A 13654-nucleotide genomic window follows, 5' to 3' on the forward strand; every position below is an offset into this window, starting at 1 on the left:
TAAGCTTTGCTTGTTATACTAAAGCCCAGGGCAATTTGTTTATCTAAAACCCCGATAAAGAAAGGCTATGTATGAGAACATTATTTAAGATTATCTTCTTTATTCCAAGTCTTATTATTAATATTATTTGGAGTTTTTTCTGGGCAATTATCAAGACCATCGTCTTGTTTGCTATTGTTTGTTTTGGTCTGCTTTATTATGCTAATAACAGTAGCTCGCAGTTAGCAAATTCTATTTCAAATATCGCAAACAGTGTAACGACTTATTTTGCAGACAATAAAGATGATATTGCCACTAATTTAAAAGAATTGTCAACGGATGACTTTACGCATTATTCTGGTGCTCGCTGGTCTAGCAATTCAGCAAATGTTTATATTGAAACAACAGATGAAACCTTGGTTTCTGCTTACGAAGAAGCTATTAATGCTTGGAATGCGACTGGCGCTTTTACGTTTAATCTTGTTGAGAATGAAAGCTCTGCTGATATTGTTGCGACGGAATACTCTGATGCTAGCTCGAAAGCAGCAGGGCTTGCTGAAACTGAGACTAATGCTTTGACAAATCAAATCACTCATGTCGATGTGAAGTTGAACACGTATTATTTGCTTGAAAATGATTATGGCTACACGCACAATCGTATCGTTTACACTGCTGAGCATGAACTTGGGCATGCAATCGGATTAGATCACGACGATGACGAAGAATCAGTGATGCAGTCATCAGGCTCTTACTATGGTATTCAAAGCGTCGATATCGAAAAAGTGAATGAGATTTATAATTCTTAATGAAAAATCTGCTGAATTTGGCAGATTTTTTAACATTCTTCTAGTTTAACGGGTGAGGATTTGTTAAAATATAACTATGATTATTTTACAAGGAAACAAAATTGAACGCTCTTTTTCGGGCGATGTATTATTTGATAATATTAATATTCAAGTTGATGAAAAGGATCGTATTGCGCTTGTTGGGCGAAATGGTGCTGGTAAGTCAACGTTGTTAAAAATTTTAGTTGGGGAAGAAGCACCAACATCAGGTGAAATTAACACAAAACGTGATTTGAGTTTGTCATATTTGGCACAAGATAGCCGTTTCGAGTCTGAAAATACGATTTTTGATGAAATGCTCCATGTTTTTGATGATGTGCGAAGCATGGAATCACGTCTTCGTAAGATGGAAATGCAAATGGCTGAGCTAACAGGCGATGCCTTTGATAAATTGATGTCAGATTATGACCGCTTGTCAGAAGAATTTCGTGTTAAGGGTGGTTTCACTTACGAAGCAGAAATCAAAGCGATTTTGAACGGGTTCAAATTTGATGAATCGATGTGGCAAATGAAGATTTCTGAGTTGTCTGGTGGTCAAAATACACGTTTGGCACTTGCCAAAATGTTGCTTGAAAAGCCTGAACTTTTGGTACTTGACGAACCAACCAACCACTTGGATATCGAAACGATTGCTTGGCTTGAAAATTATTTGGTCAACTACCAAGGCGCATTGATTATCGTCAGTCACGACCGTTACTTCCTAGATAAAGTTGCAACGATTACTCTTGACTTGACAAAACATTCGCTTGACCGTTATGTTGGTAATTACTCAAAATTCATGGATTTGAAAGCTGAGAAATTGGCACTTGAAGCCAAAAATTACGAGAAACAAGCTAAAGAAATTGCTAAGCTGGAAGATTTTGTGCAACGTAACCTTGTACGTGCTTCAACGACAAAACGTGCGCAAGCTCGCCGCAAACAATTGGAAAAAATGGAACGCTTGGATAAACCGTCAGCTGGTCAAAAATCTGCTAACATGACCTTCCATGCAGACAAAGTATCAGGTAACGTTGTTTTGACAGTGGCGGATGCTGCCATTGGCTATGACGACCAAATCTTATCTGAACCAATCAACATTGATGTTAAGAAATTTGATGCGATTGCCATTGTTGGACCAAACGGTATCGGAAAATCAACGTTGATTAAATCAATCGTCGGTCAGATTCCATTTATCAAAGGTACATCAACTTACGGTGCCAACGTCGAAGTGGGTTACTATGACCAAACACAATCAAACTTGACTCGTACCAATACTGTACTTGATGAGCTTTGGAATGATTTTTCAACAACACCAGAAGTTGAAATTAGAAATCGTCTTGGTGCTTTCTTATTCTCAGGTGATGACGTTAAAAAATCTGTCAGCATGCTTTCAGGTGGCGAACGAGCTCGTCTGCTTTTAGCAAAATTATCAATGCAAAACAACAATTTCCTTATCCTTGACGAACCAACCAACCACTTGGATATTGACAGTAAGGAAGTTCTGGAAGATGCCTTGATTGATTTTGACGGTACGCTTTTATTTGTCAGCCACGACCGTTATTTCATTAACCGTGTAGCGACAAAAGTGCTTGAAATCTCTGAAGAAGGTTCAACACTTTACCTTGGTGATTACGATTATTACCTTGAGAAAAAAGCAGAGCTGGAAGAACTTGCTCGCTTGAAAGCTGAAGAAGCACAAGAAAAAACAACAGTTGTCGTAGAAAAAGCGCCAGCTAATGATTATCAAGCGCAAAAAGCAAATCAAAAAGAACTTCGTAAACTCACACGCCGAATCACTGAAATTGAAAATCAATTAGAAGAAATTGAAGCGCGAGAAGAAGAAATCAACCAAGCCATGCTTGCTACAAACGAAGCAAGTGAGTTGATTGATTTGCAAAAAGAGCTCGATGAACTAACTGAACAACAGGAAAATCTCATGCTTGAATGGGAAGAACTCAGCGAAAAGGTTGAGGGGTGAAATTGACCTAATGAGTGCAATGCTGAAGTGGGGAAAGGAGAATTTATGCAAGATTATGGACCAATCTTTAAAGAATCTCGAATCAATCGTGGTTTTTCTTTGAAGCAGGTAGCCTGCGATGATTTATCCATTTCACAGCTATCGCGTTTTGAACGAGGTGAGTCCGATATTTCTCTAAATAAATTTCTTCTAGCCTTGCAAGCCATTCAACTTTCACTTGATGAATTCATGAATCGAGCCAATAACTACAAAAAACTGGGACAGAAGAAATTGATGTCTCAAATGGCTGTTTACCATTATCAGAAAGATGTTCAAGGCTTGGAGAAAATGATTCAAGAGGAACAAAAGAAACTTGAAAAAGATTTTACCGATATCCAAGCAAAGCTTAATATCATTCTCTTTCGAGGCATGATTTGCCAATGCGACGACACTCGTACTATGTCAAAAGAGGATTTGGATTTTGTGATTGATTACCTCTTTCAAAAAGAAAACTGGGAAATTGGTGATTTAATCTTAATTGGTAATTTTTACACTTTTTATCCAACTCCTTTGATGAGTCGCATGGTTAGAGAAATTCTGAAACGAGTCGATTATTATTCTGAGATTTCAACGAATCGAAATTTGGTTGAATGCACCTTGATTAATATGATAGAGATTTGCACAGAGCGTGGGGAATTAGAGGAAGCGAGCTTTTTTGAGAAAGAAGCTGAAAAGTTATTGTCAAATGAGCGAAATGCTTATCACCGTACGGTTTTTCTCTACGAAAAGGGCTTCTTAAAATATGCTAAAGGTGATTTCAGTGGGATAGATGATATGAAAAATGCTATTTTTTGTTTTGAAGTGACTGGTGCTATCAATCACGCGAAACACTATCAATCTCATATGGAAAAAGTTTTAAAATGAAAAATTCTCGTATTCGGGAATTTTTTTATTCCCTTAAAAATCTCATTTATAATAATGGAAAAGATTTAAGGGGGATGAAAGTGGAGAAAAACAGTTTAAAACTTTTAGCAAGTAGGGCAGTTAACAAACTTGGAGATGTTTTATATGATTATGGGAATAGCAGTTGGATTGCGTCCATGGGCAGTTTCGGACAAAAGATGTTGGGAATTTACCAAATTGTCGAAGTTGTGATTGCTATTATCCTTAATCCATTTGGTGGAGCAATTGCAGATAGGTTTAGGCGTCGCAAGATTTTGCTCTGGACTGATGGGCTTTGTGCTTTGCTGTGTGTAATCTTGGCATTTATTCCTAGTAATCGCTTGATGTTATACGGTTTGATTCTGGCAAATATGCTGCTTGCTGTATCGAATGCTTTTTCTAACCCAGCTTATCGAGCTTATGTTCCTGAGGTTGTCAAAAAAGAGAAGCTTGTTAGTTATAATTCGTATTTAGAAACCTCTGTTCAAATCATTAAGGTGAGTTCACCTCTATTAGGATTTCTTATTTACCATTATTTTGGGATTCGTTGGACTTTAATTGTGGATAGTTTGACTTTTGGGATTTCTTTTCTTTGTCTGCTGATGATTAGGTATGTTGACTATGTTGGACACGAAATCAGACAGAATTTAACATTTAGAGAGATTCTTAAAGATATTTGGGAAGGATTTTTATATATTGTTGCTCAAAAAGAGATATTTTTTCTTTTGATAATGGCTACAACGGTAAATCTTTTCTTGGCAATGCTGACTTATTTATTGCCTTTTAGTTCTAGTATTTTTAAAATGTCGAGTGCTTATGCGACACTCCTTAGTTTATCGGCAGTTGGTTCTATTTTCGGTGCGATAGTGTCCAAAAGAGTTCCTAATACGATATCAGCATTATTATGGGCATTAGGGTTTAGCGGGCTAGGAATAACTGTTTTGGCTATTTCACCCTTAACAGGTTTGCCTATTTTTTTGAGCTTTTCTGGAGTGTTGTTTTACAGTCTTTTTGAAACTATCTTTAATATTCATTTCTTTAGTCAAGTTCAAAGTCGTGTCGCTAATGAGTATATGGGACGAGTGATTTCAAGTATTTATACTTTAGCGATTCTATTTATGCCATTAGGAACTTTAGTGATGACTTTGATAAGAAGTAGTATTTCGGCTTATAGTTTTATCATTATTGGCTTAGCTGTTTTTCTATTAGCCATGGTAGGATTATGTTATAGCAACAAACGATTGAAACTATCTCACGAAAAAGAAGGGTAACTCTTTAATGGTATGCAGCTGTCTGGGATTGGCAATATGCTAATTTTGGATAAGTTTGCATATCATTTTTTTGTTTTAAAAAATCAATAGCAGGCTATTGACTTTCGCCTTTAAAGTTTTATAATAGTGTTGGAAATAAAATGAAATGTTTAGCAAATCTTAAAGAGTGCCTGCTGGTTTGGAGTGGCATTTTTTGAAATTGCTTTTTTATTGTTGGAGGTTACTATGAATCCTAAAAATGCTCCATATGGTTGGTTGGTTAAGCGGATTGCGCATCGTTTGGAACAAAATATGAATAACTTTCTAAAACCTTATAACATCACTATTATGCAGTCTTGGGTTTTGCTTTATTTGAAGGATACCAAGGCATGCTGTACTTATAAGGAGCTTGAGAAGGCGTTTGAAGTTTCACAACCAACGATGGTTGGGATTATCTCACGTTTAGAGCAAAAGGATTTAGTCAATTCTGTTCAGGATGAAAAGGATAAGCGCATCAAGAAGGTTCATATTACTGACAAGGGGCTTGAAGTGATTATTCTGGTGTGTGACCACTTGAAAGAATCAGAAGATGATATCATTAGTGGCTTTTTTGATAATGAAAAAGAAACATTTCATTCTTTGCTTGAAAGAGCTTATTATAATGTTGTAGAAAGAGGTGACAAGAATGATTAAAACTCTTTTAGCTCAAGTTAAGGAGTACAAGACACCGTCTTTGCTTGCTCCTTTGTGTGCGGCTTTAGAAGTTTTCTTCGATATGTCAGTCCCTTTTGTCATTGCTAAATTGATTGACCAAGGGGTTCAAGCTGGAAATCTAGCTGTTGCCATGAAATATGGTATTTTAATGTTAATCCTTGCCACATGTGGCTTGACGACTGGTTTTTTAGCTGGTAAATTTGCTGCGCAAGCATCTGCAGGTTTCGCCGCTAATTTGCGTGAAGGTATGTATGATAATATTCAAACCTTTGCTTTTTCAAATATTGATAAATACAGCACAGCTGGTCTTGTCACTCGTATGACAACAGACGTTACAAACGTGCAAAATGCTTATCAGATGATTATTCGTGTGGTTGTGCGTGCACCTCTTACAATCATTGTCAGCATGATTATGTGTTTTGTAGTTGATCATCGTTTGAGTTCGATTTTCCTTGCTGCTGTCTTGATTCTTGGAGCTTCTCTTTTATTTATCATGCGTAAGGCGATGTCTACTTTTAATTATGTCTTTCGTAAATACGATGATTTGAATGCTAGTGTTCAAGAAAATATTTCAGCTATCCGAGTTGTCAAAGCTTTTGTACGTGAAAAATACGAAAACAAAAAATTCACGAAAGCAGCTGAAAACATTTATAATCTTTTTGTTAAAGCTGAAAAAATCATCATTTTTAACGTTCCAGTTATGATGACAATCATTTTCGGATGTATCATTTGCTTGTCATGGTTTGGGGCACAGTTTATCGTTGGCGGAACACTTACAACAGGTGAATTGACTTCTTTGATGTCTTATATCTTTGCCATGATGATGTCACTCATGATGCTATCAATGATTATGGTTATGGTTTCAATGAGTACTGCCAGTGCAGAACGTATCGCTGAAGTTTTGAATGAAAAAGCTGATATTGTTAATCCTGAAAATCCATTAATGGAAGTTCCAAATGGAGAAATCAATTTTGACCACGTGCATTTTTCATACAAACATGGCGGTGGCGAAGAAGTGCTTTCTGATATTGATTTGAGCATCAAGTCAGGTGAAATTATCGGTGTTATCGGTGGTACAGGTTCAGGGAAAACATCATTTGCTAACTTGATTTCTCGCCTTTATGATGTTGACGCTGGGTCAATTAAAGTTGGTGGACATGATGTTCGTGAATATGATTTGGAAGTTCTTCGTGACCAAGTTGCGGTTGTTCTTCAAAAAAATGTCCTTTTCTCAGGTACTATTTTAGACAACCTTCGTTGGGGTAATGAAAATGCGACTGACGAAGAATGTATCGAAGCTTGTCGTCAAGCTTGCGCTGATGAATTCATCGAGCGTTTCCCTGACAAATACAATACTTGGATTGAGCAAGGCGGAAGCAACGTTTCTGGTGGTCAAAAACAACGTCTATGTATCGCTCGCGCATTGCTTAAAAAACCAAAAGTTTTGATTCTTGATGATTCAACAAGTGCCGTTGATACAGCAACAGATGCCAATATTCGTAAGTCATTTGAAGAAACTATCCCAGGAACAACAAAAATTATCATTGCGCAACGTATCTCAAGTGTGCAACATGCTGATAAGATTTTGGTTCTTGATGATGGTAAAATCTCAGGCTTCGCTAGCCATGATGAATTACTTAAAACAAATGCTATCTATCGTGAAATCAATGATGTTCAACAACAAGGTAGCGGTGATTTTGATGAGGAAGGAGGTAATAACTAATGTCTCAATCTAAAACTCAAGTGAATAAACAGGCAACGCTAAAACGTGTTTTGGCTTATGTTTTCAAAAACTATAAGTGGCGATTTATGGCAGTATTTGTTTTGATTTTAATCTCTGCCCTTTGTATGGTTCGTTTTAGTTTGTTTATGCAAACCTTGATTGATAGTTATATTACCCCTCTTTTAGCAGCTAAGAATCCTGATTTTTCAGGATTGGCACACGCTATTTTCCAATTGATTATTATTGGGATTATCGGGGTAGCAAGTACTTATACTTTTAACCGTCTTATGGTTTATGTTGGACAAGGGACAATGCGTCGTATTCGTGTTGATTTGTTCACACACATGGAGAGTTTGCCAATTAAGTACTTTGATACACACGCCCACGGTGATATCATGTCAATCTACACTAACGACGTTGATACCCTTCGTCAGTTGATTAGTCAAAGTATTCCGCAAGTGGTGAATTCAACTTTTTCTATCGTGACAACATTTGTCAGCATGCTTGTTTTGAACGTGCCATTATCAGTTTTGTCACTATTTATGGTTGTTATTCTACTTTACGTGGCTCGTAAAATCGCTGCGCAATCATCAAAATATTTCCATGACCAACAAAATGATCTCGGTCGTGTCAATGGGTTCATTGAGGAAATGATGGATGGTCAGAAAGTCGTTAAAGTTTTCAACCACGAAGAGCGTGCTAAGGAAGATTTCCGAAAACTTAACCAAGAACTTCGTGAATCTGCTACAAATGCCAACATCTTTGCGAATATCTTGATGCCAGTCTCTGCTAATATCGGTCACTTTTCATATGTTCTTTGCGCCATGCTTGGAGCAGTTCTTGCTCTTAATGGTTATGCTGGCTTGACTTTGGGGACTTTGGTTTCTTTCCTAGCATTAAACCGTGGTTTTACTAATCCGATTACTCAAATCAGCCAACAAATCAACTCTGTTGTTATGGCGATGGCAGGTGCTGACCGTGTCTTCCAACTGCTAGATGCAGAATCTGAATTGGATGAAGGTTACGTTGAATTGGTTAATGCAAAAGAAGATGCTGCTGGAAATCTGCAAGAAGTGGAAGAATCAACTGGTACTTGGGCTTGGAAACATCCCCACGAAGATGGTACAGTGACTTATCATAAACAAGAAGGTCGTGTAACTTTCACAGATGTAACTTTTGGTTATAACGATGATAAGATGGTTTTACATGACATTAATTTGTTTGCGGAACCTGGTCAAAAAATCGCTTTTGTCGGCTCAACTGGTGCGGGTAAAACAACCATTACAAACTTGATTAACCGTTTCTACGATATCCAAGAAGGTAAGATTCATTACGATGGTATTAACATTCGTAAAATCAAAAAAGCTGACCTTCGTCGCAGTTTAGGAATTGTATTGCAAGATACACACCTCTTTACAGGAACTGTTATGGATAACATCCGTTACGGACGTTTGAATGCGACTGATGACGAATGTATTGCTGCGGCTAAGTTAGCTAATGCACATGATTTCATTAAACGTTTACCTGAAGGTTATGATACTATTTTGACAGGTGACGGAAGTAATCTCTCTCAAGGACAACGTCAATTACTTGCGATTGCGCGTGCAGCTGTAGCAAATCCACCTGCTTTGATTTTGGATGAAGCAACGTCATCAATCGATACGCGTACTGAAGTTCATGTGCAAGAAGGTATGGATGCTCTTATGAAAGGTCGTACAACATTTGTTATCGCTCACCGCTTGTCGACTGTTCGTAATGCTGATTGTATCATGGTTCTTGAACAAGGACGCATCATCGAACGTGGTAACCACGACGAGTTGATTGCGCAAAAAGGACGTTATTACCAACTTTATACAGGTAATGCCATTAGTGAATAATAGATTTAAACAATCTTTGGAAAATAGCACGGCTGTTTTTCAAGGGTTGTTTTTTGTTTTAGGTATATATTTTATTTGAAATTGTTAAATTGTCGTGATACACTTTGTTCAAAATAAAGGAGGGTTATCATGGCGAAATCTATCGACATTCGGCAACTTTCAGAGGCTATTCGGTTGAAAAAGATAATGGAACTAAGGTGAATTATTTCTTATATCCCGAATTTGAAATTCATCAAAATGTTTTACCTGCAAATACCATTCAAGATTGGCATAAGCATCAAGCTATCGAGGAAATTATTGTACCAACAAAAGGAAATGTAACTATTCAAGTTTTGGAAGACAATGCTGTAAGGACCTACACTGCGAATTGTGGTGAAGTTCTGCGTGTCAAACAATCTATACACAGAATCATTGGTGATGACAAAGAAGAAACAGAGTTTATTGTTTTCCGATTTGTACCGACTGGTAGCGACCAATCTGACAAAATAAAACATGACAAAGTCGATTGCGAAAAATTGGTAAGGGAAATATTGGGGGAGAAGTAAAATTATGCTAATGTAGGAATTAATATACTTTTATTGATTTTCATATTTAAGAATATCTGAAAGTCTGCTTATTTTATGCTATAATACTTAGAAAAAACGATTACATTGGGAGAGATTTATGAAGATTAAGATGAGCGAGGTCTTGTCGCAAAAGGAGAGCCTTGCCAGTTCCATTAGTAGCGCTAAAAGTCAGTTGGAAAGTGCTAGTTGCAAGCTAAAAAGCGCAGCTAATTCAGAGGCTCTAAAAGGTGACGTTAAAGATGCGATTGATAATAAAATCACTAATTACCAAGTGCCTTTGTTAACTAACTATGTGAACAGTTTGGGTGTCATCTCACAAGGTTATGATAACCTTATCAGTACTTTTAAGAGTATTGTGAGTGAAAATAGCGACTCTGCCATTATTGACACAGATGTCTTGCAACAAATGGTGGACAAGTTCGACTCACCGCTAGAGCAATTAAAGGCAAGCTCCGACGCGATTAATAAGGCAATTGACGATGTCGCAGACATTGTCACACTAACTAAAGTGACAACGGATGATGCCATTTCAGAATTTAGAGGCGCCAAGAAAGTCCTAACTAACACCATCAAGGACATGGGAACTTTCAATAATACCGTCTTCACCAGTGAAGCAGGCGACATCCTAGACGAACAAAATACACAAATTGGAAGCTTATCTAACCTAGGAAGTAGTTCATATACTAGCAAGAAAGCTAAGGATTTCTACAAGAAAACAGCTTTCAAAACAGAAGTTAAAGAAACTAAGCTTGTTGTTAGCGGTAAGGCTAGAAAGTTAAAACTTCAAAGTGACCTAGCTAAGGAACTTCAAACGTCAAAATATAGTGGGTACATGAATTTATCAGGTGCGATGGCACTTGCGGCAGCTATGCCAATTGCCCTAACTTGGAAAAAAGGTGCTAAGATTAATAAAACCTTATCTAAACCAGGTGGTCTGAGTGAAAAAGACTTAGAAAGTATTGGTGTAGGGATTAAGGAAAATAAAGAAATTCTCTTATATGATAATCTATTTGGTTACGCAAAATATACTTTTGAAACGTCAGTTTCCAACAAAGGAAAAGTTGCCTTTACTTTTAGTCAATCAGGATTGGATAGTGTGACATCTGGAAATACCACTTTGACTAAAAAAGTTGAACTAAATTTACCAGTTTCTGGTTCTGCTTTAGAAGGTCATCCATCATATGATGTTAGTGCTAATGCTAAGGGGATTAGCGGCATATCAGGAAGCATCGGAAATGATAAATCAAAAACAACGTATGGTGTTAAGTATATTAATGGCGCATTAGCAGCTTATACAAGTAACCAGTCGAATTTCGCATTGCCACAACAAGCCACAAACGATGTAGCGACCCTAAAAGAAAAAGTCACTTTCGAACAAGGCCAATACCTGAGAGATGGTGGGGGACCACATCTGACTGGGTATGATTATTGGGTAAAATCAGGAGATTTTGAGACTGCAGGAAAAATAATGAAACGTGAAGCAATCAAAAGTTTAGAATTTGGTACGACGCTAGTTGCAACAGTAGCTGTTGGAGCATTTGCTGTATCAACGTTTGGACTGGGTGGACTTGTGGTTGGAAGTTTAGCTGGAGGTGCACTAGGAATTGGGATAATTATCAACCATGAGGAGGAGAAGCATGAAGAATAATTTTCAAAATTGGGTATCTAAACAAAGGATAGAATTAATTTTTTATTTACCAAAACTCAACTTTTTCTTGCTGATGATACCAATTTTATGGTGTATTTATAAACTTTTTCAAGAACAGAAAGACAGCATGATAATAATATTATTGTTAGTAATTATTGTTTTATCATTTTTCGGGATTTTCATCAATAATCTGATAAGAAAGTCTGCATATTTGATGTTATATGAAAAAATTGATTTACAAAAAATTACAGACTATTTTAATTATGCTTATTCACATATTCCTGTAAGTCAAAGAAAAAAATTTAATTACTATTGTATTTTAAATAAGGCGCAAGTTGCTTTTCTTCGAGGAAAATTTGAAGAATCATTGCAACTTTTAAATCAAATAAAAAGTAGTGAGATGTTTTCATCAACTAGTGATAGAATTAAAGAAAATCAATTGTATTATGAGTTTTTAAACTATTGTAGTTTATCACAATTTGAAAATGCAGAATTATTATTAGATAAGCTTTCCAAAGAATATAAAGAGAGTTCAGAATTTATCTTGGATATTCTAAAAGGCAATGTAAGTGATTATGCTTTTGAGTATGAACCTCATACTAGATTAATGCTGATTAGTAGAAGTTATTATCAAGCTCTTAATTTGTTAAATGCTAATGATAAATCTGCTGCAAAAGAAAAATTTAAAAAAATTGCAGACGAAAATCCTGAACTTTTTTATGTCCGAGAGTCTAAGAAATATTTAGAGGAGTTAGAAAATGAATGAGAGAGAACATTTACCTATTGGGACTGTTGTTCGTGTGAATGGTGGCTCACAAAATTTAATGATTAGTACGCTTTTTCCAGTCACAGAAAAAGATGGTCAAAAAGGTTATTTTGATTTTGGTGCTGTGCCATTACCTTTGGGAGTAGTTAGTCAGGACTTGGTCTTTTTTAATAAAGAAGATATTGAAGAAATTCTTTTTTTAGGTTATATTGACGTATCGTTTCAGCAATTAATCGCTAATTATGATGAGCTAGTTACAAAAATTCAGTATCCTAAATTTACTGTTGACAATTTCAATAAGTAGTAAAAGGCGCATTTGGCGCCTTTTTTAGTTTGATTTGTTAAAACGTTTGCAAATAACGGTTAAATAATTTGTGATTTGAGACATAATATCATATGATGAATGGACTAAGAAAAAGATATTTGGAGGGCAATGTGATGAATTTGTCTCTAGAACAATATATAGATATGTATCTCAAAATGCAGCGTATTCGTGAGTTTGATATGCGCATTAATAAGTTAGTTCGACGTGGCTTTGTCCAAGGCATGACGCACTTTTCAGTTGGAGAAGAAGCGGCAAGTGTTGGGGCAATGGCACACTTGACTTATGATGATATTATTTTTTCAAATCATCGTGGGCATGGGCAGTGCATTGCTAAGGATATGGATTTGAATAAGATGATGGCTGAGCTTGCTGGCAAGGTGACTGGAGTGTCAAAAGGTCGTGGTGGTTCCATGCATTTGGCAGATTTTGAAAAAGGCAATTATGGTACGAATGGTATTGTTGGTGGTGGCTATGCACTTGCTGTTGGTGCTGCCTTGACACAACAGTATAAAAAGACGAATAATATTGTTGTTGCTTTTTCTGGTGACGGTGCAACCAACGAAGGCTCTTTTCATGAATCAGTAAACCTAGCAGCCACTTGGAGATTACCTGTTATTTTCTTTATTATCAATAACCGTTATGGTATTTCTATGGATATTAGGAGAGCGACCAACACGCCGCATCTTTACACACGAGCTGAAGCTTATGGTATTCCTGGGTTTTACTGTGAAGATGGTAATGATGTCCTAGCAGTTTATGAGACAATGGGTAAAGCGGTTGAACATGTGCGTTCTGGAAATGGTCCAGCCATTGTTGAGGTGGAATCCTACCGTTGGTTTGGGCATTCGACAGCTGACGCAGGCAAATATCGAAGCAAAGAGGAAGTTAATGACTGGAAGAAAAAAGACCCGCTTGTTAAATTTCGCACGTACTTGACTGAAAATCATTTAGCAAGCCATGACGAATTGGATGCAATCGATACGCAAGTAGTTAAAGAAATCGATGATGCTTATGCATTTGCACAAAATAGTCCTGAACCAGATTTGTCAGTAGCGTTTGAAGATATCTGGGTAGATTAAGTGC

12 protein-coding genes are annotated in these 13654 nt (G+C 36.7%); all 12 read left to right on the plus strand.

The features are described 5' to 3' along the window. Positions 1–71: 71 nt before the first annotated feature. The 12 genes from ACN0NP_RS08425 (at position 72) to ACN0NP_RS08480 (ending at position 13650) form a co-directional block, all read left to right on the plus strand. Complete coding sequence (locus ACN0NP_RS08425) at positions 72–785, plus strand: matrixin family metalloprotease (protein ID WP_423217150.1); 714 nt, start codon at positions 72–74, stop codon at positions 783–785. Between the two features lie 76 nt (positions 786–861). Beyond that, positions 862–2781: an ABC-F family ATP-binding cassette domain-containing protein gene (locus ACN0NP_RS08430; protein WP_039690940.1), complete on the plus strand. Its 1920-nt coding sequence runs from the start codon at positions 862–864 to the stop codon at positions 2779–2781. A gap of 45 nt (positions 2782–2826) precedes the next feature. Beyond that, complete coding sequence (locus ACN0NP_RS08435; RefSeq protein WP_039698351.1) at positions 2827–3684, plus strand: Rgg/GadR/MutR family transcriptional regulator; 858 nt, start codon at positions 2827–2829, stop codon at positions 3682–3684. 80 nt (positions 3685–3764) lie between these two features. Continuing rightward, entirely contained in the window at positions 3765–4973 is a 1209-nt protein-coding gene (locus ACN0NP_RS08440) for an MFS transporter (RefSeq protein WP_423217678.1), read from the plus strand. Between the two features lie 225 nt (positions 4974–5198). Next, positions 5199–5645, plus strand: a complete 447-nt coding sequence (locus ACN0NP_RS08445) for a MarR family winged helix-turn-helix transcriptional regulator (RefSeq protein ID WP_021142069.1) — start codon at positions 5199–5201, stop codon at positions 5643–5645. Next, positions 5638–7389, plus strand: a complete 1752-nt coding sequence (locus ACN0NP_RS08450) for an ABC transporter ATP-binding protein (RefSeq protein ID WP_423217151.1) — start codon at positions 5638–5640, stop codon at positions 7387–7389. The genes ACN0NP_RS08445 and ACN0NP_RS08450 overlap by 8 nt, the downstream gene beginning before the upstream one ends. After that, on the plus strand, positions 7389–9266 hold the full coding sequence (locus ACN0NP_RS08455) for an ABC transporter ATP-binding protein (RefSeq protein ID WP_423217152.1): 1878 nt from the start codon (positions 7389–7391) through the stop codon (positions 9264–9266). The genes ACN0NP_RS08450 and ACN0NP_RS08455 overlap by 1 nt, the downstream gene beginning before the upstream one ends. Positions 9267–9370: 104 nt before the next feature. Beyond that, positions 9371–9811, plus strand: coding sequence for a cupin domain-containing protein (locus tag ACN0NP_RS08460; RefSeq protein ID WP_423217153.1), 441 nt, complete (start codon positions 9371–9373; stop codon positions 9809–9811). A gap of 118 nt (positions 9812–9929) precedes the next feature. After that, positions 9930–11480, plus strand: a complete 1551-nt coding sequence (locus ACN0NP_RS08465) for a T7SS effector LXG polymorphic toxin (RefSeq protein WP_423217154.1) — start codon at positions 9930–9932, stop codon at positions 11478–11480. Further along, entirely contained in the window at positions 11470–12246 is a 777-nt protein-coding gene (locus ACN0NP_RS08470; protein WP_423217155.1) for a hypothetical protein, read from the plus strand. Before ACN0NP_RS08465 ends, ACN0NP_RS08470 begins: the two co-directional genes overlap by 11 nt. After that, positions 12239–12550 (plus strand): DUF4176 domain-containing protein, encoded by a 312-nt coding sequence (locus tag ACN0NP_RS08475; RefSeq protein ID WP_423217156.1) that lies wholly within the window; start codon positions 12239–12241, stop codon positions 12548–12550. Before ACN0NP_RS08470 ends, ACN0NP_RS08475 begins: the two co-directional genes overlap by 8 nt. Positions 12551–12684: 134 nt before the next feature. Next, positions 12685–13650: a thiamine pyrophosphate-dependent dehydrogenase E1 component subunit alpha gene (locus tag ACN0NP_RS08480; protein WP_282644819.1), complete on the plus strand. Its 966-nt coding sequence runs from the start codon at positions 12685–12687 to the stop codon at positions 13648–13650. Positions 13651–13654 lie beyond the last annotated feature (4 nt).

It is taken from the genome of Streptococcus equinus (genome assembly GCF_049393805.1).
GTDB classification, from domain to species: Bacteria; Bacillota; Bacilli; order Lactobacillales; family Streptococcaceae; genus Streptococcus; species Streptococcus equinus.

What these genes read in the sequence shown, in the direction of transcription:
- ACN0NP_RS08425 (WP_423217150.1), top strand. Translation starts at nt 72, where the DNA reads ATGAGAACATTATTTAAGATTATCTTCTTTATTCCAAGTCTTATTATT.
- ACN0NP_RS08430 (WP_039690940.1), top strand. Translation starts at nt 862, where the DNA reads ATGATTATTTTACAAGGAAACAAAATTGAACGCTCTTTTTCGGGCGAT.
- ACN0NP_RS08435 (WP_039698351.1), top strand. Translation starts at nt 2,827, where the DNA reads ATGCAAGATTATGGACCAATCTTTAAAGAATCTCGAATCAATCGTGGT.
- ACN0NP_RS08445 (WP_021142069.1), top strand. Translation starts at nt 5,199, where the DNA reads ATGAATCCTAAAAATGCTCCATATGGTTGGTTGGTTAAGCGGATTGCG.
- ACN0NP_RS08450 (WP_423217151.1), top strand. Translation starts at nt 5,638, where the DNA reads ATGATTAAAACTCTTTTAGCTCAAGTTAAGGAGTACAAGACACCGTCT.
- ACN0NP_RS08455 (WP_423217152.1), top strand. Translation starts at nt 7,389, where the DNA reads ATGTCTCAATCTAAAACTCAAGTGAATAAACAGGCAACGCTAAAACGT.
- ACN0NP_RS08465 (WP_423217154.1), top strand. Translation starts at nt 9,930, where the DNA reads ATGAAGATTAAGATGAGCGAGGTCTTGTCGCAAAAGGAGAGCCTTGCC.
- ACN0NP_RS08470 (WP_423217155.1), top strand. Translation starts at nt 11,470, where the DNA reads ATGAAGAATAATTTTCAAAATTGGGTATCTAAACAAAGGATAGAATTA.
- ACN0NP_RS08475 (WP_423217156.1), top strand. Translation starts at nt 12,239, where the DNA reads ATGAATGAGAGAGAACATTTACCTATTGGGACTGTTGTTCGTGTGAAT.
- ACN0NP_RS08480 (WP_282644819.1), top strand. Translation starts at nt 12,685, where the DNA reads ATGAATTTGTCTCTAGAACAATATATAGATATGTATCTCAAAATGCAG.